General features: G+C 64.9%; 13 protein-coding genes and 3 rRNA genes. 10 read left to right on the forward strand and 6 right to left on the reverse strand.

All coding sequences use genetic code 11. From position 1 onward, the window contains the following. Position 1: 1 nt before the first annotated feature. The 5 genes from B2747_RS10510 (at position 2) to B2747_RS10530 (ending at position 7,410) form a co-directional block, all read left to right on the forward strand. A complete protein-coding gene (locus B2747_RS10510) occupies positions 2–1,393 on the forward strand; it encodes a TldD/PmbA family protein (RefSeq protein ID WP_291160190.1) in 1,392 nt (463 codons plus the stop codon). 18 nt (positions 1,394–1,411) lie between these two features. Then, the gene (locus tag B2747_RS10515; protein ID WP_291160193.1) at positions 1,412–1,831 is read left to right on the forward strand and encodes a hypothetical protein; all 420 of its coding nucleotides are present in this window, start codon (positions 1,412–1,414) and stop codon (positions 1,829–1,831) included. A 90-nt stretch (positions 1,832–1,921) separates the two neighbouring features. Further along, the gene (locus B2747_RS10520) at positions 1,922–4,288 is read left to right on the forward strand and encodes a TonB-dependent receptor family protein (protein WP_291160196.1); all 2,367 of its coding nucleotides are present in this window, start codon (positions 1,922–1,924) and stop codon (positions 4,286–4,288) included. 2 nt (positions 4,289–4,290) lie between these two features. Further along, positions 4,291–6,405, forward strand: a complete 2,115-nt coding sequence (locus tag B2747_RS10525) for a redoxin domain-containing protein (protein ID WP_291160198.1) — start codon at positions 4,291–4,293, stop codon at positions 6,403–6,405. A 12-nt stretch (positions 6,406–6,417) separates the two neighbouring features. Then, positions 6,418–7,410, forward strand: a complete 993-nt coding sequence (locus B2747_RS10530; RefSeq protein WP_291160202.1) for an alpha/beta hydrolase — start codon at positions 6,418–6,420, stop codon at positions 7,408–7,410. Positions 7,411–7,435: 25 nt separating this feature from the next. On the opposite strand, the gene B2747_RS10535 is transcribed toward B2747_RS10530, so the two are convergent. Both B2747_RS10535 and B2747_RS10540 read right to left on the reverse strand, forming a co-directional pair. Further along, a complete protein-coding gene (locus B2747_RS10535; protein WP_291160206.1) occupies positions 7,436–8,305 on the reverse strand; it encodes an acyl-CoA thioesterase in 870 nt (289 codons plus the stop codon). A 31-nt stretch (positions 8,306–8,336) separates the two neighbouring features. Next, the gene (locus B2747_RS10540) at positions 8,337–8,918 is read right to left on the reverse strand and encodes a hypothetical protein (RefSeq protein WP_291160209.1); all 582 of its coding nucleotides are present in this window, start codon (positions 8,916–8,918) and stop codon (positions 8,337–8,339) included. Between the two features lie 156 nt (positions 8,919–9,074). Here B2747_RS10540 and B2747_RS10545 point away from each other — a divergent pair, with 156 nt between their 5' ends. Genes B2747_RS10545 through B2747_RS10555 form a run of 3 tightly spaced genes read left to right on the forward strand, consistent with a single transcriptional unit; the run spans position 9,075 to position 11,587 of the window. Beyond that, a complete protein-coding gene (locus tag B2747_RS10545; RefSeq protein WP_291160212.1) occupies positions 9,075–9,578 on the forward strand; it encodes a hypothetical protein in 504 nt (167 codons plus the stop codon). Further along, positions 9,575–9,928 carry a hypothetical protein gene (locus tag B2747_RS10550; protein ID WP_291160214.1) on the forward strand — a complete coding sequence of 118 codons (354 nt, stop codon included), beginning with the start codon at positions 9,575–9,577 and terminating at the stop codon, positions 9,926–9,928. The genes B2747_RS10545 and B2747_RS10550 overlap by 4 nt, the downstream gene beginning before the upstream one ends. Before the next feature lie 48 nt (positions 9,929–9,976). Beyond that, on the forward strand, positions 9,977–11,587 hold the full coding sequence (locus B2747_RS10555; RefSeq protein WP_291160217.1) for an SDR family NAD(P)-dependent oxidoreductase: 1,611 nt from the start codon (positions 9,977–9,979) through the stop codon (positions 11,585–11,587). 113 nt (positions 11,588–11,700) lie between these two features. Here B2747_RS10555 and B2747_RS10560 read toward each other — a convergent pair whose 3' ends face one another. Further along, positions 11,701–12,537, reverse strand: a complete 837-nt coding sequence (locus tag B2747_RS10560) for a sugar phosphate isomerase/epimerase family protein (protein WP_291160220.1) — start codon at positions 12,535–12,537, stop codon at positions 11,701–11,703. A gap of 118 nt (positions 12,538–12,655) precedes the next feature. On the opposite strand from B2747_RS10560, the gene B2747_RS10565 reads away from it, so the two are divergent. Both B2747_RS10565 and B2747_RS10570 read left to right on the forward strand, forming a co-directional pair. After that, complete coding sequence (locus B2747_RS10565) at positions 12,656–15,349, forward strand: S9 family peptidase (RefSeq protein WP_291160223.1); 2,694 nt, start codon at positions 12,656–12,658, stop codon at positions 15,347–15,349. A 120-nt stretch (positions 15,350–15,469) separates the two neighbouring features. Further along, complete coding sequence (locus tag B2747_RS10570) at positions 15,470–16,732, forward strand: pyridoxal phosphate-dependent aminotransferase (RefSeq protein ID WP_291160225.1); 1,263 nt, start codon at positions 15,470–15,472, stop codon at positions 16,730–16,732. Between the two features lie 99 nt (positions 16,733–16,831). Here the strand turns inward: B2747_RS10570 and rrf are convergent. From rrf to B2747_RS10585, 3 genes are all read right to left on the reverse strand, one after another. After that, a 5S ribosomal RNA gene (gene rrf, locus B2747_RS10575) occupies positions 16,832–16,948 on the reverse strand. Positions 16,949–17,084: 136 nt separating this feature from the next. Then, a 23S ribosomal RNA gene (locus B2747_RS10580) occupies positions 17,085–20,031 on the reverse strand. Positions 20,032–20,392: 361 nt separating this feature from the next. Then, a 16S ribosomal RNA gene (locus tag B2747_RS10585) occupies positions 20,393–21,172 on the reverse strand; the annotation flags it as partial.

The raw sequence follows: 21,172 nt of genomic DNA on the forward strand, positions 1-21,172 counted from the left end.
CATGTCCGACGGCCCGCGCTCCCTGTTTGCGCCGCGCGCGCAAGCGTCCGCCGCTGCCACCGGCGTGCTCACGCGCGACGAAGCGCAGGCGCTGGTAGAACGAGCCGTGAAGCTCAGCACCGCCGACGCGGTGCGTGTCACCGTGCAGAGCAGCCGCGAAACCAACTTGCGCTTTGCCGACAATCAGATGTCCACCAGCGGCGCCACGACGAACACCACGGTGCGTGTGCAAAGTGTGTTCGGCAAGCGCAAGGCCAGCGTGGTCACCAACGATCGCAGCGACGAGGGTCTGCGCCGCGCCGTGCAGCAGTCGGAGGCCCTGGCCAAGCTGGCGCCTGAAGACCCCGAGTATCTCGGTGAACTGCCCGCGCAAACCTATGTGGGTGTGGACGCCTGGTCGGAACGCACCGCCTCGCTGAGCGCCGATGATCGGGCGCGCGCCGCACTCACCGCGTTGACACCGGCGCGTGCGGGCAACGAACTCACGGTGGCCGGCTACATCGTGTGCAGCGCATCAGCCACGGCCATTGGCACCAATGCCGGACTCTTTGCCTACCATCGTGGTACCACCGCCAACTACACCCTCACCGCGCGCACCAACGACGGGACGGGCTCCGGTTGGGTCGGCGCGGAAGACACCGACTGGGATCGCATAGATTTTCGGAGTGTGGCCGAGCGCGCCATCGACAAAGCCCGACGCAGCCGCAATCCGGTGGCGCTCGAGCCGGGACGCTACACCGTCATCTTCGAGCCCGAGGCCACGGCCAATCTGGTGTCACTCATGGCCAACGCCTTGCGGGCCCGCGCGGCCGACGAAGGACGCAGCGCCTTCTCCAAGCCCGGTGGCAGCAAGCTGGGTGAGCGCATCGTCGATCCGCGCGTCACCCTGTACTCCGACCCCTCCGACCCGCTCATTCTGGCGTCACCGTTCGATGGCGAAGGCCTGCCGCTCTCCCGCCAAACCTGGATCAAGGATGGCGTGCTGAATCAGTTGGCCTACAACCGGTTCTGGGCTTCGCGGCAGAACAAGACCCCGACCGGTGGCGCGGCCGGCCTGCGCATGGCCGACGGCAACGAGAGTCTCGAGTCACTCATCGCGTCCACCACGCGGGGCGTACTCGTGACGCGCCTCTGGTACCTCCGGCCGCTCGATCAGCGCACGCTCATGTACACGGGCCTGACGCGTGACGGCACCTTCCTGATCGAAAACGGAAAGATTCTGCGCTCTATCAAGAACTTCCGGTTCAACGACTCGCCGCTGTTCATGCTCAACAACCTTGAAGGCGTGGGCAAGAGCGTGCGCACGGCCGGCAACGAGGGCGGACCCGGCATCGCCATGCCGCCCCTCAAGGTTCGCGACTTCAACTTCACCAGCTTGTCAGACGCCGTCTGATTTCATTAGGCTCCATTCATGCGGATTTCCCCGGTACAGCGGTGGCTGGCTTTGGTGCTGGCCTGCTGGCTGTCACTCGTGCAGAGTGACGCCGGGTTGTTCCATGCCTGTAACTCCGGTGCTGCTCCGCAATCCACCGCCGCGGTCGCAGCGCCGGCGGACCATGATGCGCATGCACATCATGGCGTAGCGGCACCGGCGCATCAGGACTCTCAGGATTCTCACGGGTCGCATCATGGCGATACCGAATGTCATTGTCTGGGCCACTGCTGCCCCGTTGCGCCGACCCAGGTGCCCATGGCGCACGACTTTGTGTTGGCCGCCGTGCGGCAGGTGGACGTCGTGCAGCCCGGCCGCGCCCAGCACGCCTTCATGGCGTCCTGGGTGGACTTTGTCCTGCCCTTTGCCACAGCCCCACCGGTAGTCCGCATCGCCTGATCGCCGGCGCCATCGCCGGCTCTGTCTTCGATGCCCGACCGCGCGCCCACGGCCTGCGGTCTGACTGACTCCATCTACCGGTTATCCAACATGACGTCCTCGCCCATGGCGGCCGAGGGACGGTGTGGCCTGTCGCTGCCGTGCAGCGCGCCCATCGCCCGGGCCGTGTTTTTTGCCGCGGCGTGTGCCGCCGCCTGTGTCGCGGCGCTGCCTTCAACGGCCATCGCGCAGCGCCCTGCCGCCGCGTCCGATAGCGCCACCAAAGATTCCACGGCACGCGCGCGTGCCCTGAACCCCGTGGTAACCACCGCCACTCGCGACGCGCGCGAGCTGCGCAAGCTTCCGGTGTCCATCACGGTCATCGATACGACCACACTCAACCGCACGAGCACCGTGTCGCTCACCGAGGCGCTGCGCACGGTGCCCGGCGTGGTGGCCGGCAACCTGTTTGGCGGTGATGATGTGCGCCTTTCCATTCGTGGATCGGGCGCGCGCGGCGGATTTGGTGTGCGTGGTGTGGGCATGCTGCTCGACGGCGTCCCCATCACCGAGCCGGATGGCCAGACCCGTCTTGATCAGCTCGACCTGGGCGCAGCGCGGTCCATTGAGATCGTCCGTGGTCCCGGCAGCGCCATGTACGGTGGTGCCGCATCGGGCGGCGTCGTCAACGTCATCACCAAGAGCGGCCGCGAAATGCAGGGCGTGTCACTGCGCCTGACCGGCGGTGGCTTTGGCTTCGACAGCGTGAATCTGCGCAAGATGGACCTGCAGGCCGGCGGGGCACGCGGTGCCTTTGACGCGCTGGTACAGGCCAGCTACACCGACCTCGCCGGGATGCGCGTGCAAAACGCCAACACCATGCAGCGCGCTAACGTCCGGCTCAACTGGGTGCGGCAGGTGGACGGGCGCCCCGCACCCGCCACACAGGCCACGCGCGTTGGGGTCGATTTCAACTACAGCGATCTCGACATGCAGATCCCCGGGTCACTCAACGACGCCGGCTGGCGCAATGAACCCTGGGCCGCCGATCCGCTCAATGTGACCGGCGCCTATGCGCGCCGTGAGCAGCGTTATCGCGCGGGGCTCAGAGCCTCGCAGGGGCTGGGCAGTCGCCTCGGTTCGCTCGACGCCTTTGTGTTCGGAACCGCGCGCAGCATCGATCATCCCATCTTTCGCGTGGTCGATCAGAACACCCACCGTGTGCAGGGCGGACTGCGCCATGCCATCGGCTTCCGCACCGGCACCGGAGCGCAGGCCATTACGACGCGGTTCAACACCGGGCTGGATGTGGACCGCTGGTATGGTGATTCACGGCAATGGACCAATGTCGCGGGAACACAGGGCCGCAGCACACCCTGCGTCAACGATCCCGTGCGCAACATCCGCTCCCTGCCCTGCACCAATCAGTATATCGTGCTTCCCAGCGTGGGTGTGTACAGCTCGGCCGACATCACCCGCGGCCGTGCCACACTCACGGCCGGTGCGCGCTACGACCGCGTGAGCTACGACATCGACGATCGTATTCGTCCGTCGCAGTCGGTCACGCAGAGCTTTGACCAGGTGTCGCCGCGCGTGGCGCTGCGTTACGATCTGCGTCCGGGCGCCAGTGTGTACTCCAGCGTGGCCCGTGGCTTTGAAGTCCCCACCAACTCCGAACTGACGGCCAGTCCCGACACGCTGCGCGGTATCAACACCGATCTCAAGCCGTCGTCGCTCGTCAACTACGAAGTGGGCGCCAAGACCCTGCTGGCCAACCGCGTGCTCTTTGATGCGGCGCTGTACCGCACCAATGTCACCGGCGAGTTCCTCTCGCGCACGGTGGTCATTCCGGGTGTGCAGTTCCCGCGCACCATCTACGAGAACGTGGGCCGCACGCGCCGCACGGGACTCGAGCTCAGCGCCACCACCCTCGTGGCGCCGTGGATGGATGTGGTGACGTCGTACACCTACGCGCGCTACGTCATGACGCAGTTCACCGGCACGGAAATCAATGCCCAGGGTCAGTCGGTTGCAGCCGACTACGCCGGCAAGCGCATCCCCGGTGTACCGTCGCAGCGCGCGGCCGTGGAGCTGCGCCTCCGCCCGGCCTCCTCGCTTGGCATCACGCTCTGGGGCGAAGCACAAAGCGCCGTGTTCGTGGACAACGCCAACACCGAACGCGGCACGTTGTTCACGCAGGTCACGCAGGCTGGTCGTCCGCCGGCCATTGTCCCGGTGAATTTCGGCGCCGCACCGGGCTATGCCTTGGCGCACGCCACCGTGGCATACAAGCTGCCCGAGCTGCGTGGCACGCGCACCGGGGCCTCACGTGCGGAGATGTTCGTGAACGTGGAGAACATCCTGGGCCGTCGTTACGTGGCGGCCGTCGCGGCCAACAGTGGCAACGGACGGTTCTTCTTCCCCGGCGCCGGTCGTGTCATCAACGCCGGGCTCACGCTGTTCACGGGAGGACGCTGAGCATGAACGTGCAACGCATGAACGCGCAACGGATGTACAACCGCCTGCAGCATGCGGCGCGTGTGCCGCGCGTCGCCGCGCAGGCCATGGCGGTACTCGTCATCACCGCCTGCGGCGCCGAGCGTCGCAGCAATGCCGCGCAGAGCGACGGGAATGCGGCGGCCGCCATGACGGCAGCCGCCATGACGGTGGCCTTCGACAGTGCGCGCGCGATCTCCGCCATGACCGTGGTGGGCGCAGCGCCCATTCTGGCCATCGCCCCGAGCGGTGAACGTGCCACTGCCTGGGTATCGGCGCCCGATGGGGGCACCGATGGCCGGTTGCATGTGCTGGTCACGAGTGCAACCGACAGTGCCGGTGTCGTACGCGAACTCCGCGATCCCCTCGGACCCATTGAACCACATGGTGAAGCGCCGCCCAAGCTGGCCTGGGTACAGAACGCCGCGGGACAGCGCACGCTGGGGGCGTTGTATGTGGTAGGCCGACTGGTTCCGGGGAAGCGCTTTCCGGCCAGCGCCCTGCGCTTTGTGCGGTCGGAAGACGGGGGCAGCACCTGGAGTGCACCCGTGACCGTTACCGACGATACCACCGCTACACTGGCCGACGGCGCACACTTTGGCTCGCACAACTTTCACGCACTGCATGGCGCACCGGATGGCACCTTTCATGTGGCGTGGCTGGACGGACGTGCCGGCAAGTCGGCGGTGTACACCACGCACTCCATCGACGGTGGACGCAGCTGGGCGCGCAATGTGCGCGTCGTGCCGCCTTCCGCGCCCATGACCGAGGCCTGCCCCTGCTGCCGCACGGCCATTGCCGCCGACGCAACCGGCCATGTGTATCTCGCATGGCGTGCGGTGCTGCCTGCCGACACCGCAGGTGGTGTGGCCACGGCACGTGCCAGCGCGGCGTCCGGTGAGGCAACGGGAGAACAGGCTGGCAATCATGCGCAGCATGGCCAGCATGGTGCGAACGGCCCCACCATTCGCGACATTGTCGTCGCGCGCAGCACCGATCGAGGCGCGACCTGGGAAGCGCCTGTCCGCGTGCACTCCGACGATTGGGTCTTCGATGGATGCCCGCACGCTGGTCCGTCGCTCGCGGTTGATGCGCTGGGCACGCTGCATGCCGCATGGTGGACCGGAAAGCCTGGCGCTGCGGGCGTGTTCTACACGCAGTCCACCGACCGCGGTGCCTCATTTGCGAACGCCACCCCACTGGGGGTGGCCAGCGCCTCACAACCAGCGCACGTGCAGTTGGCTGTCATGGAGGGCACACCGGGCAGCGCCCCGCGCGTGCTCGCCGCATGGGATGATGGCACCCGTCGCGTGCCACAGGTCATGCTGCGCAGCTCAGGCGACGGCGGCGCGACGTTTGGTGAAGCCATATCAGTCAGCGAGAACGGCCCGGCGGCGAGTTTTCCCGTGCTGGCCGTCGATGCACAACGCGCCACCGTCATGGTCGCGTGGTCGCAGCAGGCTCCCGAGACGGCAAGCAAGGCTGTGGCCAGTCGCCCCAACATGCGCGACCCCAAGGCGGTCATGCCGCTGCCCAGCGTCGGACAGACGCAGGTCCTGCTGCGCACGGGCACGCTCACGTCCGCCGCGCGCAGCGCCACGGCAAACGCGGACCAGTTCACACCCTTGGCTGTGGGCGACCTCGCACCGGCGTATGGAGCGCGCGTGCGCCACGGTGCCTTTGCGGGTGACAGTCTGCAGGTCGCCGAGCCCGGCACGGTGACCCTGCTGAATGTGTGGGCCACCTGGTGCACCTCCTGCCGCGAGGAAATGGCGGATCTCGACAGCCTGCACCAGACCTATGGCCCACAGGGACTCCGCGTCCTCGGCGTGAGCGTCGACCAGGGCAATACGGACAAGGTGCTGCGCTACGTGGCTCGCGAAAAGCTCGGCTTCTCCGTCGCGCACGATCCGCTCAACAGCATTCAGCAGGCGTTCAGTGTGGTCGGGGTGCCCGAGACCTATCTGATTGACGGCACTGGCCGCGTCGTCTGGAAGACCGCAGGCAATATTCACGGAGCGCTGCCGGCGGCACGAGCCGCAATCGAACGTGCGCTTGCCGGCCGACAAACAGTTCGTACCAGCGGCGGCAATATGTGATAAATTCATCACATGCCGCTTGCCCGCCGGAGGACGCGATGGCTCTGGATCGTGGGAATCGCCGCACTCGTGCTGGCGGCCGGACCGCGCACCTCCGTGCGCAGTCCGGATCCCGCGCCCATCATGGCCGGCGTTCCCGAACAGCTCGCATCACTGCGCACCTGGGTCATGCGACGCGAACTCGACGCCGGTGTCGCCGACACCTCGGTGGCCAAGCGCGTGCGCTTCTTCAACGAAGCCGCGCCGCGTCGCACCCCGTGGAGCGTGGTGTATCTGCACGGATTTTCGGCCACGCGTCAGGAAACCGCGCCCGTGGCCGAGCGTGTCGCCGATTCACTCGGCGCCAATCTCTTCGAGACGCGGCTTACCGGACACGGACTGCCCGGCGATTCACTCTCGCACATTGAGGCCGGGCAGTGGTTGGGCGACGTGGTGGAGGCCATGACCATTGGCCGGCGCCTTGGTGACTCGGTGCTGGTGATCGGTACGTCCACCGGTGGTACCCTGGCCATCTGGCTGGCCACTCAGCCCGACGACGTGCGTGCGGGTCTGCGTCGCCTCGTGCTCATCTCACCCAACCTTGGGCCAGCAGATCGCCGCGCGAAGTTCATGACGTGGCCCTGGCTCAATGTGCTGGTGCCGCAGCTCTCGCCGGTGCGCGAATGGGCACCCGCCAACGAAGAGCAGCGCCGCTACTGGACCGTGCGCTATCCCACGGCGGCGCTCGTGCCCATGCAGGCGCTCGTGGAGCATGTGCGCGCCATGAACTGGCGACGGTATGCCGTGCCCACCCTGCTGCTGGTGAATGAACAGGACGACGTGGTGGACACGCGACAAACCGACGCGTGGATGTCCGCCATTTCCACGGTGGGTACGGCTGCCGTGGAGCGGGTGCCCATCTATCCGCTCGATGGAGAGAGCGGGCACGTGCTGGCTGGACGCATCGTGTCGCCCAGCCAGACCCCCGGCGTCATCAATCGTATCGTGCAGTTCGTGCGACCGTAGCGCGTCGCGCAATACGGTACGCGATCTACCTGGTCTCGCGCTCCCGCATGCGCAACAGGCCTTCCTGCGCAACCGACGCCACCAACGTGCCGCTTCGCGTGAACACCTGACCGCGCACAAAGCCGCGTGCGCCCGCCGCTGACGGGCTGTCCATCACGTACAGCAACCACTCGTCGGTGCGGAACGGCCGGTGCATCCACAGCGTGTGATCGAGTGACGCGACAAACAATCGCGGATCACCGTAGGCCACGTTGTGTGGCAGCAGGGCCGTCGGGAGAAAGCCGTAGTCGCTGGCGTACGCCAGAATGGCCTGATGCGTGATGGCATCATCGGGCAATTGATCGATGACGCGGAACCACACGAAGCGCTCAGGCTCATGCAGGCCCGGTGCACCGCCCACGTGCGACTCAGAGGAGCGAAAGTCGATGGGCCGGTCCTGCGTGAGCACATGCCGCACTTCGGGCGGCAGGCGATGCGCCTTTTCGCGAATCTGCTCGAGCTCCGGTTTCAGGCTGTCCGGGTCAGGCACATCGGGCATGGGCACCTGATGATCAAGCCCGGGCTCCACGACATGAAACGACGCCGAGAGATGAAAGATGGCCTCGCCGTGCTGAATGGCCGTGACACGCCGACTGGTGAACGTGCCGCCATCACGCGGCCGGTCCACGAAGTACACGATGGGCGCCTTGAGATCACCGGGGCGGAGAAAGTATCCGTGCACCGAATGCGCTTCCCGCGCGTCGTCCACGGTGCGGCGCGCCGCCACCAGGGCCTGCGCAAACACCTGACCGCCAAACACGCGCCCCGTACCGAGGTCGCGGTTCTGTCCGCGGTAGATGTTGACTTCCAGCTTCTCGAGTTCAAGAAGCGACAGCAATTCGTGAACGATGTGCATGGGAGACGGAGATAGGGAAAAATCGACGCGCTCACTCGGGCGCAAAGCGCCCGCCGGCCAACAAGGCGGTCGCCCATCCCGAGAGACGACCGTCGGTAGTGTGCACACGGCCTGCCCAGGCCCTCGCCACCACTTCACCAGCCGAGTAGCCGGTGGTTGGCGTACTGATTCGCCGCGCCGCCGCCACCATACCGCCGAGCCCTACGCGAAAGCGGGCTTCGCCGGGAGTTCTGGGGCGCACGTCGTAGAAGACGGGTGCATCGAGATGGAGCCCGACACCAGCCGCCACCCAGTGCTCAGCATCAGGATGCCACTCGATGGCCGGGTAGACGCCTTCAAAGCCACGACGGCGGGCGCGTCCCTCTCCCGTGTGTCGATATGGGGTCGCTCCGGCGTGGATGCCAAGCGCCGCGTGATCACTGACGTGGTACATGATCCGCCAGGCCAGCGCCACGTTGGCCCCCCCGCGGGCGGTCTCCCGATCGCGCCGCACCCGGCTGAACGCGCCACCGACCGCAAGGCCGACGGTCCATTGTGGTGTGGGGGCCTGCGCGACGACGGGCACCGGTACCACCCACAGGAGCACGAGGAGTGGCAGAGTACGCCATCTCACGCGGTGCAGAATGGGGAGTTGTGACATCGGGCGCCTCGGTGCGGGGTGATCGGCCGCAAGGGATCTGCGCGAAGCACATGGCGTGCCCCGAGCTCCTCTGCAATATTGCCGAAGCCGCGGAACATTTCACGGTCACTTTCTGTCCATGGAGCGCCGGTGAATCGCGCGATGCGTTCGTTTCTGCTGGCTCTGATCTGCCTGGTGCTCGGCACCTGGGCGCTGTGCAGTCCCAGACAAGGCCCGCCGCCGGACGGGGCATCCGCCCCTGAGTCGGTCCCTGTGTCGGTGCCCGCCGCGCCGACATCGACAGGAGCCCGGCCCAGTACTGAGGCTGCGCCCGCTCCGCAGGGCCGAGGCTTCCGCGGCGCCGCACAGCTGGCCGATCATTTCGCGCGGCACGGGGCAGACGTGGGCGCTTCGACTCCCGAGGCCTACGTAGCACGTGCCCAGGCCCTGCGCGACGCCATCGTTGGCGGCGATGTGCTCGAGATCGTGCGGCCCGTGGACGGCGTCATCTCCCGATTTGATCGCCGCACTGGGGCGTTTGGTGCCTACGATCCGGACGGCACCATTCGGACCTTCTTCAAGCCGGAGGACGGCGAGGCCTACTTCCGTCGTCAGGCGCGACGACGCCCGTCGTCCAGCCCAGCCGGACCATGAATTCGCATGATGCGCGGAGTGCAGCGCACGAGGCGTCGCCGGATCCGCTGGATCGCCTGCTCGATCGTTGGGCGCACATCGTGGCGGAAATCGAAAGCGGGTACTCGCTGACCTTCGACGATTACCTCAACGATCTCGACCTCCGCCACGGACTGCGCGCCCTGCCCGACGACGATGCACGACGTGACGTGCTGCGTGAGCTCGATACCCGCTTCAAGGCCCACAGCTATCCCTCCGGCGCCTGCGTGTGGGGGGATGAGAATGCGGACGCCGAGGGCTGGGACCGGGAGCGGGATTGGTACTACTGGCGCCTGCCCACTCACCCCGGACCGGCGTTTCCGGAAGGCTGACGCGCGGGAACGCTGGTTCGGGAGCTGGACTGGTTAGATTTCAAGGCTATGTCCGAAACGCCCCCGCTTCCGTCATCCGCCCAGCCCGACGCATCGTCCGATCCCGAGGTCCTCGCGGCCCAGGTCGCGGCCGCCACGCGTCTGCTGGAACAACTGGCCAACGACCGCGCGGGCTTGCTCGACATTCCCGAAGACCAGCGCACCCGTTTGCTCAAGGCAGCCGGTGAAGTCTCGCGCCCCGATGCCATTCTGCGCCGGCAGATGGTGAAGGCCACCAAGCGCCAGAAGAAGGCCGAGCGCACCGAGAAGATTCGCGAAGCCGAGAATCAGCTGCAGGAAACGGGCATCCGTCGTCTGCGCCGCCAGACGGTGTTCACCACGCCCAATTACCTGCCGCCGGGCAGTGATGCGCAGGACACGGTGGACGAGCCGGAGTTCCGCGAGGCACTCGAAGCGCAGCACTGCTACGTGTGCAAGCAGGAATTCACGGTGCTGCACCACTTCTACGACCAGCTCTGCCCGAGCTGCGCGGAGTTCAATTTCCGCAAGCGTGGTGAGCTGGCCGATCTGCACGGACGCACGGCGCTGCTCACTGGCGGTCGCGTGAAGATCGGGTACCAGGCCGGCATCAAGCTGCTGCGCGCCGGTGCCCATCTCATTGTCACCACGCGCTTCCCGCGCGATTCGGCGCAGCGCTACGCGGCCGAACCCGACTTCGAGCAGTGGAAGCATCGCCTCGAGATCTACGGGCTCGACCTGCGACACACGCCGAGTGTGGAGGCGTTCTGCCACCATCTCATGGAGACGCACAACCGTCTCGATTTCATCGTCAACAACGCCTGTCAGACCGTCCGGCGCCCGCCCGACTTCTACAAGCACATGATGGACCTCGAGCGAGCGTCGCTGTCGGACATGCCGGAGCCTGCGCGCAAGCTGCTGGGTGCCTACGAGGGCGTGCGCGGCTATCACCTGCTGCCTGAAGCCGGCGTCTCACGTGAGCAGGAGATGATCACCCCCGCCACGCTGCCCCGCGAACTCGCGGAGGTGGCAGGCATCACGCACGCCGCCGAGCTCTCGCAGGTGGCGCTCCTGGCCGAGGAGTATCAGGACCAGGCGCACCTGTTCCCCGAGGGTCGTCTCGACCAGGACCTGCAGCAGGTCGATCTGCGCGAACGCAACTCGTGGCGGTTGCTCATGCACGAGGTGCCAAGCGTGGAACTGCTGGAGGTGCAGCTGGTGAATGCCATCGCACCCTTCCTGCTTAATGCGCGACTCAAGCCCCTCATGATGCGCACGCCCGAACGCGACAAGCACATCGTGAACGTGAGTGCCGTTGAGGGCCAGTTCTACCGGAAGTTCAAGACCACGCGTCACCCGCACACCAACATGGCCAAGGCCGCGCTCAACATGATGACGCGCACGTCGGCGGCCGACTACGTCAACGATGGCATCCACATGAATGCCGTGGACACCGGCTGGGTGACGGACGAAGATCCCGTGCACATTGCCGCGCGCAAAGTGGAGGAGCATCGCTTCCATCCGCCGCTCGACATCGTCGATGGCGCGGCACGCATTGTCGATCCCATCATCGACGGGATCAACACCGGCCAGCATGTGTGGGGGAAGTTTCTCAAGGATTACAAGCCGACGGATTGGTAGGCGACCAACGAACCTATGACACGAAACCTGAACCCAAAACTCGGAACTGATCAGTTTTGAGTTTTGGGTTCAGGTTTCGTGTCCTGAGTCGCTCGCAGACTGCAAATGCTTGGTTACCACGTGAGCGACTTGAGATACCCGTAGTTCTCCCGCGCACTCGCCAGCTCATCCGCGCTCCCCTCCTGCTCCACAAAACACGGCTTCTTGTTCAGGTCCTTCACCTGCGCGAGAAACGCCCGCAGGTCGAAGCGACCCTTGGCCAGCTCCGTGTCACGTGTGGCGCCCGCCGCCACGTTCTTGAGGTGGAACGACCAGCAGCGATCGTGATGCTTGGCCAGAAAGGCCATCGGGTCGCCGCCGCCGAGCAGCATGTTGCCCACGTCGAGTTGAAAGCGCACCACCTTGGGATCGGTCTCGCGCAGGAACACGTCCATGGGCCGTTCACCCATGATGGGCTTCTCGTGATTGGGCTCGTTGTGCAGCGCCAGCCATACGCCGTTGCGACGCGCCACCTCACCGGCCACGTTGAAGCGATTGGCCCAGAGCCGCACGGCCTCAATGGAGCGATTGGCCTCGGCCGGCAGACTCGGCGCCACGAGATACTGATGCCCCAACTCCTTCGCTTCGGCCAGCCGCGCTTCCCATTCGGTGAGAATGGTTTCCGGCGCCATGTGCGCGGAGGGCGCCTTGAGCCCCGAAGCCTTGAGCGCGGCCTTCACCTGCTTTACCGAGCGATCGAAGTTCTTGAAGCTCCAGAGCAGCTCCACGTCGGTGTAGCCGATGGCGGCAATGGCATCGAGCGTGGCTTCCGGGTTGGCGCGCATCGCACCGCGCACCGCGTAGAGTTCGAGGCCAATGCGCTCGAGGCGGCCCGCGCCGCCCCAGTGATGTGGCACGCGGCGGGCGGCCAGTGCGGCGGCCGACAGGGCAAAGAAGTGACGACGGTCCATGCGCGAAACTACTGCCCGGGACGCCGAGCGCAATGCGTGACGCAATGCGCGCGATGAGCAGACAAACGGTGGGGGCCGCTCGCGCGTAATTTTCCGTTGCCCCTCAATCGGAGCCTGCATGTCCCGCCCGTCCCGCCGTATTCTCGCCCTGCCGGCAGCCCTCGCGCTGGCCATTCCATGTACCGTCTCCCTGTCCGCCCAGAACGGGCCCAGCAACGCCTCTCCGGCCGCTGGTGGCTGGGACCCGCAGCAGATCCTGCGCACGGAGGCCTTCGTCAAGCCGCCGGCCAACATCGAGCGCATGATCATGACGCCGCGCGTGGACATCAGCTTTACCAACCAGAGTCCCGACGGCACGCGCTTCCTGCGCGCCACCGGTGCGGACCGCGGTGACATTCTGGCCTACGGGGCGCCGCACATCTGGCTGGGCGGCCTGCAGATCGATACGCGCGCCAATCGGGCGCGCAGTCTCACCACCAGCACGCGCACGGGTCTGGTCATCGTTGAACCCGGCACGGGCCGCACCACCAGCGTGCAGGTCCCCTCGGGCGCCACCCTGTCGTCCCCCATCTGGTCGCCACGCGGCACTCACGTGGCGTTCATCGCCAATTTCCCGGGCGGCAGCTACGTGTATGTGGCCGACGCCAGCAGCGGACGCAGCACACGGCTCAGCGAGCGGCCCCTCCTGGCCACGCTCGTCACCGACATCGATTTCACGAGCGACGGGCGCTACGTGGTGGCCGTGCTGGTGCCCGGCAATCGCGGCCCGGCCCCCACACGCGGCGGTGATGACATTGAAGACGGCCCGCAGGTGCGCCTGACCGAGTCGCGCGCCGTGCCGCAGCCGGTGCACTTTTCGCTGCTGGCCGATCCGTACGACAAGGAGCGTCTCAAGTACCTCACCACCGGCCAGGTGGCACTGCTCGACGTGCGGAGCCGCGCCGTGCGCAACGTGGGGAGTCCCACCATGGTGCGCAGTGTCGACGCCAATCACGACGGCAGTTATCTCCGTGTGACACGCATGCTGGAGCCGTTTTCGTATCTGGTGCCGGTGAACAACTTTGGTGGCCGCACGGAGTTGTGGGATGCGGCGGGCCGCGTCGTCACCACGCTGGCCGTCACGCCGCTGCGCGAAACGCAGGGTGGTGCCAACGTGGCCGCTCTGGCGGGCGCCGATACCGGCAAGCGCAACCTGCAGTGGAATCCGATCGGTCCGGGTCTCGTGTACCTGCAGAACGTCGCGGCCGCTCCGGGCACGACCACACCGCCGTCCCGAAATGGCGCGGAAGGCGGGCCCTCGGCACGGGGCGCCGCGGGTGGCACGGCCATTCGTGTGCAGGCCCCCCGCGCCCAACTGGTGCTGTGGCGTCCGCCGTTTGGGGCCAACGACACCACGGTGCTGTATCAGGGCGGGCCGCAACTCAGCAACGCCCTGTACTCGGTGGACAGCACGACGCTCTTTGTGAGCGACAGTGGCGCCGTCATTGCGGTGCGGGTGGGGAATGCCGCGGAACGCTACAATCTGGGGCGCAACGTACGTCTTCCCTCGAGCGGTGGTGGATTTGGCGGTGGCCCCGGCGGCGGATTTGGCGGTGGCGCGAATGCCACGTCGGATTCCACGGCCGGCACTCTGCTCTCGCGTCGCGTAGGCAACGCCAGCTACATCCTGCTCTCGGCTGACGGCAAGCAGGTGGCGCTGAGCGGCACGCGAGTACCCGGTGCCAACTGGCACCAGCAGGCGCCGCGTCCGTGGGTGGACCGACTGGAGCTTGCCACGCGCAATCGTACGCGCGTCATGGACAGTCCGTCCGACCTGTTCGAGGACTTCGTGGCCGCGCTTGACCGAGATGTGTCACGCTTTCTGGTGACACGCGAATCGCGCACGGTACTGCCCGATGTGTGGCTGCGTACGGCGGGCAGCAGCGACGCGAAGCAGCTGACCCGGAACATCGACGTGGGGCCCGAGGTCAGCGGTGCGCTGAGCAAGCGTTTCCAGGTCAGTCGCCCACGCGACGGTACGAAGTTCTGGGTGGACGTGCTGCTGCCGCGCGACTGGAAGCCGGGCAACAAGCTGCCCGGCATCATCTGGTTTTATCCGCGTGAATTCACCAGCGCCAGCGACTACGAGCGCACGAAGTGGAGCACCAACATCAACGCCTTCCCGGTCGTGCCGTCGGCGCGTCCGGCGTCGAGCATGCAGCTGTGGGTATCACAGGGGTATGCGTTCATTCAGCCCGACATCCCCATCTACGGTGACGCCGGGCGCATGAACGACAACTACACGCGTGACCTCAAGGAGAATCTCGACGCGGTGCTCGACGCCGTGGTCGACTCGGGCTTCGTGGATCGCGACAGGATGGGGCTGGGTGGTCACAGCTACGGCGCGTTCAGCACCGTGAACGCCATGTCGCTCATGCCCAATTTCAAGGCCGGCATTGCCGGCGACGGCATGTACAACCGCACGCTCACGCCGTTCGGTTTCCAGAGCGAGCGCCGCAATTTCTTCCAGGCGCAGGCCACCTACCTCGACATGTCGCCGTTCCTGCGCGCGGACAAGATCGCGGGCGCGCTGCTGCTCTATCATGCCTGGGAAGACCAGAATCAGGGCACGGCCCCGATGTCATCCACGCGGCTCTTCGCCGCGCTGCAGGGACTGGGCAAGCCGGCCTCGCTGTACATGTACCCGTACGAGGATCACAGCGTGGCCACCTACGCCAGCGATCTCGATCTCTGGGCACGCTGGGTGGCGTGGATGGACGTGCACGTGAAGCAGGGGGGCAAGGTGGAGCCGGCGCGGGCGGTGGTGCCGTAGGCCAGCCGCGGCAACTGGCAACGCAGAACTTGAACTCAAAGCTCAGAGCTGACCGCACGACCGGTGAGCTCTGAGCTTTGAGTTGAAGTCGTGAGTTCTGGGTCTCACTACATTCAGATCATGAACGACTCCAGCCCATCGCTCATCCCCGCCTTCCGCCCGGTCCCGCGCACCGGCGTCATTTACGTCATGGACCGCGCCCGTGAGCACGGCTACACGCCGGGGGCTGCGGACTGGTGCAACCTCGGTCAGGGACAGCCCGAGACCGGTGAACTCCCGGGCTCACCGGCGCGGCCGGCCGACGTGCGCATTGATCCGGACGACTACGAGTATGCGCCGGTCGGTGGCATTGATGCACTGCGTCGCGCGGTAGCCAACCTCTACAACGCGCGCTACCGCCAGGGCAAAGCGTCGCAGTACGGGCCCGAAAACGTGTGCATCTGCGGTGGTGGTCGTTCTTCGCTCACGCGCGTCGTGGCGTCGCTCGGTCACGTGAATCTTGGTCACGTGCTGCCCGACTACACCGCGTACGAAGAACTGCTCGAGATCTTCGGCACCTTCAGCGCCATCCCGCTGCTGCTCGAGCCCGAGGCCGGCTACGCACTCAGCACCAAGAACCTGCGCCGCGAAATCACCGGCCGCGGACTCGGTGCGCTGCTGCTCAGCAATCCCGCCAACCCCACCGGCCGAGTGCTGCGTGGCAGTGCGCTCTCGGCCTGGGTCCACGAAGCCCGTGAGCTCCGCTGCTCACTCATCCTCGACGAGTTCTACAGCCACTACCTCTGGGATGAAGGACTGGTCGAGGGCGCGACGGTGAGCGCCGCTGAATTCGTGGATGATGTGAACAGTGATCCCGTGGTGATTCTCGACGGACTCACCAAAGGTTGGCGTTGCCCGGGTTGGCGCATCAGTTGGATCGTGGGTCCGGCGTCGGTCATTGAGGCCGTGACGAGCGCTGGCAGCTTCCTCGATGGTGGTGGCAACCGGCCGCTTCAGGAGGCCGCCTGTGCGCTGGTGGAGCCATCGAGGGCGAGGGTGGAAGTGGTGGCCATTCACGAGGCATTTGCGCGCAAGCGTCGACTGCTCATCGATGGTCTGCGTGCCGCGGGCCTGGTGGTGGAGCACGAGCCCGACGGCGGCTTCTATGTGTGGGCCAGCGTGGCCAATCTGCCGGCGCCATTCAATGACGGTGATGCGTTCTTTGAGGCCGCGCTCGCGCAGCGGGTCATCACCGTGCCTGGCACATTCTTCGACATCAATCCCGGCAAGCGCCGCGGCAATCATGCGTCGCGTTTCCGTCAGTATCTGCGCTTCTCGTTCGGACCAAGCGAAGAGGCGGTAACGGAAGCGGTGCGGCGACTGCAGCACATGATTCATCCGTGATTCATGCGTAGCTCACGGACTGCCGTTCTCTGCGAAGTCAGCATCACAACAACGCAAAACCCCCGCCATACCGGAGTATGACGGGGGCGTTGCTAAGGGTGCCGGCAACGGCCTACTCTCCCGCGAGCTCTCGCCCGGAGTACCATCGGCGCTGTCAGGCTTGACGACCGTGTTCGGGATGGGAACGGGTATGGCCCTGACGCTCTAGTTGCCAGCGAATCGGTTGCGACAAGTCGCGATGACGATTCGACAAACGGGTGGGGTGATCGTAGGGAGAGCCACGCGGGCTCTCAGACGTTGCGTGCTTTGCGGTGATGCTACAGCCCCCACACTGGCGCGGAGCCAGCGGGGGAGAGTCAAGCCGCACGGGCGATTAGGACAGCTGCGCTTGGAACCCCTCGCAGGGCTTCCACGTGCTGCCTATCGACGGAGTCGTCTCCTCCGGCCCTTCAGGGAGCTCAAGGCTCCAGGGAGAATTCATCTTGGGGGGCGCTTCCCACTTAGATGCTTTCAGCGGTTATCGCCACCGATCATCGCTACCCGGCGTTGCAGCTGGCGCCACAGCCGGGACACGAGCGGATCGTCCGACTCGGTCCTCTCGTACTAAAGTCCGCTCCCCTCAATTCTCCAACGCCCACGACGGATACAGACCGAACTGTCTCACGACGTTCTGAACCCAGCTCATGTGCCACTTTAACCGGCGAACAGCCGGACCCTTGGGACCTTCTCCAGCCCCAGGATGTGACGAGCCGACATCGAGGTGCCAAACCGCGCCGTCGATATGAACTCTCGGGCGCGATAAGCCTGTTATCCCCAGCGTACCTTTTATCCGTTGCGCGATAGCCGATCCACACCGGGCTACCGGATCACTACGGCCGACTTTCGTCTCGGCTCGACCCGTCGGTCTCGCCGTCAGGCTGGCTTCTGCCGTTACACTCTATAAGCGCGATTACCGACCGCGCTGAGCCAACCTTTGCGCGCCTCCGTTACTCTTTCGGAGGCGACCGCCCCAGTCAAACTGCCCACCTGCCACGGTCCCGGATAGGGTTTGCCTACCGCGGTGAGGCGTTCACACAGCACAGGGTGGTATTTCACTGGTGCCTCCCCGAAAGCTAGCGCCTCCGGCTCAACGGCTCCCACCTATGCTACACAGTCCTATGCAAACGCCAATGACAAGCTACAGTAAAGGTGCATGGGGTCTTTTTGTCCTGTCGCGGGGACTCGGAATCCTCACCGAGACTGCTATTTCGCCGAGCGCGTGGTCGAGACAGTGCCCAAGTCGTTACGCCATTCGTGCAGGTCGGAACTTACCCGACAAGGAATTTCGCTACCTTAGGACCGTTATAGTTACGGCCGCCGTTTACCGGGGCTTCGGCTCAATGCTTTGCCTTGCGGCGAACATCTCCCCTTAACCTTCCGGCACCGGGCAGGCGTCAGTGCGTATACGGCGCCTTACGCGGCTTGGCACGCACCTGTGTTTTTGCTAAACAGTCGCTTGGGCCGATTCTCTGCGGCCTCCCCCAGCGACCAGCGCGAGGCTGGCTACCAGGAGCGGCATCCCTTCTTCCGAAGTTACGGGATCATTATGCCGAGTTCCTTGACCACGTTTCACTCGTTCACCTGAGGCTACTCGCCTAGCCCACCTGTGTCGGTTTGCGGTACGGACATGAAAGAGACTCCCCGATCAGCTTTTCTTGCCTGCCGACTCCACACGACTTGACGTTGGGTTGCCCCGCCGTCTCGTACTCCGCTCTCGGCTTGCGCCTACCGCGTTGAACGACCATCCACAAGATCGCTCGCGTTTCGTTCCAGGGTCCCTGATCGCTTCAACGTCTCCCCCATGGGGCCGGAATCTTGACCGGCTATCCATCGACTACGCCTCTGGGGCCTCGCCTTAGGGTCCGCCTCACCCTGCGCTGATTGCCATGGCGCAGGAATCCTTGGGCTTACGGTGTGCGGGGTTCTCACCCGCATTTGCGCGTACTCAATCCGGCATCCTCACTTCTCTTCGCTCCACGAGTATCGTTTCCACGCTCGCTTCCACGCACAGAGAACGCTCCCCTACCCCTGCGACAAAGTCGCAAGACCAAGCTTCGGCGGGCCGCTTAATCCCGACCATTCTCGGCGCCATCACGCTGGACTGGTGAGCTATTACGCACTCTTTCAAGGAATGGCTGCTTCTAAGCCAACCTCCCAGTTGTCTCGGCACGACGACATCCTTCGCTATACTCAGCGGCCACTTCGGGGCCTTAGCTGTGGTTCTGGGTTCTTTCCCTCTCGCCGCTGGACATTATCGCTCAGCGACTGCCTCCCGAGGTCCATTGGACAGGTATTCGGAGTTTGGTAGGGGTTGGTAGGGTCTACGACCCCCCGCGCCCTGCCAGTCGCTCTACCCCCTGTCAACACGCCTCGAGGCTCTACCTCAATAGATTTCGGGGAGAACCAGCTATCTCCAGGCTTGATTGGCCTTTCACCCCTACCCACAAGTCATCCCAACGGTTTTCAACCCGTACGGGTTCGGGCCTCCACTAAGTGTTACCTCAGCTTCACCCTGCTCATGGGTAGATCGCCCTGGTTTCGGGTCGTACCCCCAGATACTCATGCGCCCTCGTGACAGGACTCGCTTTCGCTGTGGCTCCGGTGCTGAGCACCTTAGCCTCGCATCTGAGGAGTAACTCGCCGGATCATAATGCAAAAGGCACGCCGTCAGTCGTGCATGGTTGCCCATGCCAACCTCCGACCGCTTGTAGGTATGTGGTTTCAGGATCTCTTTCACTCCCCGCACAGGGGTGCTTTTCACCTGTCCCTCACGGTACTCGTCCACTATCGGTCACACAGGAGTCTTTAGGCTTGGAGGGTGGTCCCCCCGGCTTCACGCCCGATTACTCGGGTCGGGCGTTACTCAGGAACACTACTACGACAACTACTAGGTTTCTCCTACCGGGCTATCACCGTCTCTGGCGCGCCGTTCCAGGCGACTTCGAATACCGTTCCCTGCCGCGTCCGTAGGTCCTACAACCCCGATCCCACAAGGAGATCGGTTTGGCCTCTACCCCGTTCGCTCGCCACTACTGAGGGCATCTCGGTTGATTTCTCTTCCTCTGGGTACTGAGATGTTTCAGTTCCCCAGGTTTGCTCCACTTGCGTGGTGACCGCCCCTTCGGACGGCCGGGTTTCCCCATTCGGGCATCGCGGGATCAATGCGTGTGTGCCGCTCCCCCGCGCTTTTCGCAGCTTACCGCGCCCTTCATCGCCTCTGTGTGCCCAGGCATCCCCCACATACCTTCGTTCGCTTGACTCGTTCCCAGCCGATCCACCCTTTCGGGTAATCCTCTGGTGCAAATCGTTCAAGCAAAGCACGCGCTATTTCGAACGAGTGATGCGTTAACAGAACCGCAGATCTCGCGATCCGCGGAATCGGTACTACGCCTCACTGAGGTTCTTCGTCCTCGCTGCCACCCATACCCGGGTCGGTCTTTCGACCGCCGCGTATGCTGGCAGGAGTACCCACGATCACTTCCCACTTCCGTTGTCAAATAGCGGCGCCACTCCGCAGAGCAGCGCAACAAATCCAGCAGAGATCGCGAACGTGCGAGGCGGACGACAAAATCCGGGACTTTCAGCGGATCCTCCGAAGAGGCCGTCTACTCATCGCTCCGGAAAGGAGGTGATCCAGCCGCAGGTTCCCCTACGGCTACCTTGTTACGACTTCGCCCCAGTCATTGCGCTCGCCTTAGGCGGCTTGGTCCCTTGCGGGTTCCGACACCGACTTCGGGCGCTCACAACTTCCATGGCGTGACGGGCGGTGTGTACAAGGCCCGGGAACGTATTCACCGCGGCGTCGCTGATCCGCGATTACTAGCGATTCCAGCTTCATGCCGTCGAGTTGCAGACGACAATCCGAACTGAGGCCGGCTTTAGGGATTGGCATCGTATTGCTACGTAGCAGCCCTCTGTACCGGCCATTGTAGCACGTGTGTAGCCCCAGTCGTAAGGACCATGATGACTTGACGTCATCCCCACCTTCCTCCGGTTTGGCACCGGCAGTCCCCCTAGAGTCCCCGGCTTTACCCGCTGGTAACTAAGGGCAAGGGTTGCGCTCGTTGCGGGACTTAACCCAACATCTCACGACACGAGCTGACGACAGCCATGCAGCACCTGTGACCGAGCTCCGAAGAGGGGCCCCTGTTTCCAGAGGCTTTCCCGGCCATGTCAAAACTGGGTAAGGTTCTTCGCGTTGCGTCGAATTAAACCACATGCTCCACCGCTTGTGCGGGCCCCCGTCAATTCCTTTGAGTTTCAGCCTTGCGGCCGTACTCCCCAGGCGGGGCACTTAATGCGTTAGCGCCGGCACTCGGGGGGTCGTTCCCCCAAGCACCTAGTGCCCATCGTTTACGGCGTGGACTACCAGGGTATCTAATCCTGTTTGCTCCCCACGCT

Source organism: Gemmatimonas sp. UBA7669 (assembly GCF_002483225.1).
GTDB lineage: Bacteria > Gemmatimonadota > Gemmatimonadetes > Gemmatimonadales > Gemmatimonadaceae > Gemmatimonas.

Bases quoted from the DNA above. Each gene is read 5' to 3' on its own strand.
- B2747_RS10510 (WP_291160190.1), top strand. From the start codon at position 2: ATGTCCGACGGCCCGCGCTCCCTGTTTGCGCCGCGCGCGCAAGCGTCC.
- B2747_RS10515 (WP_291160193.1), top strand. From the start codon at position 1,412: ATGCGGATTTCCCCGGTACAGCGGTGGCTGGCTTTGGTGCTGGCCTGC.
- B2747_RS10520 (WP_291160196.1), top strand. From the start codon at position 1,922: ATGACGTCCTCGCCCATGGCGGCCGAGGGACGGTGTGGCCTGTCGCTG.
- B2747_RS10525 (WP_291160198.1), top strand. From the start codon at position 4,291: ATGAACGTGCAACGCATGAACGCGCAACGGATGTACAACCGCCTGCAG.
- B2747_RS10530 (WP_291160202.1), top strand. From the start codon at position 6,418: ATGCCGCTTGCCCGCCGGAGGACGCGATGGCTCTGGATCGTGGGAATC.
- B2747_RS10535 (WP_291160206.1), bottom strand. From the start codon at position 8,305: ATGCACATCGTTCACGAATTGCTGTCGCTTCTTGAACTCGAGAAGCTG.
- B2747_RS10550 (WP_291160214.1), top strand. From the start codon at position 9,575: ATGAATTCGCATGATGCGCGGAGTGCAGCGCACGAGGCGTCGCCGGAT.
- B2747_RS10555 (WP_291160217.1), top strand. From the start codon at position 9,977: ATGTCCGAAACGCCCCCGCTTCCGTCATCCGCCCAGCCCGACGCATCG.
- B2747_RS10560 (WP_291160220.1), bottom strand. From the start codon at position 12,537: ATGGACCGTCGTCACTTCTTTGCCCTGTCGGCCGCCGCACTGGCCGCC.
- B2747_RS10565 (WP_291160223.1), top strand. From the start codon at position 12,656: ATGTCCCGCCCGTCCCGCCGTATTCTCGCCCTGCCGGCAGCCCTCGCG.
- B2747_RS10570 (WP_291160225.1), top strand. From the start codon at position 15,470: ATGAACGACTCCAGCCCATCGCTCATCCCCGCCTTCCGCCCGGTCCCG.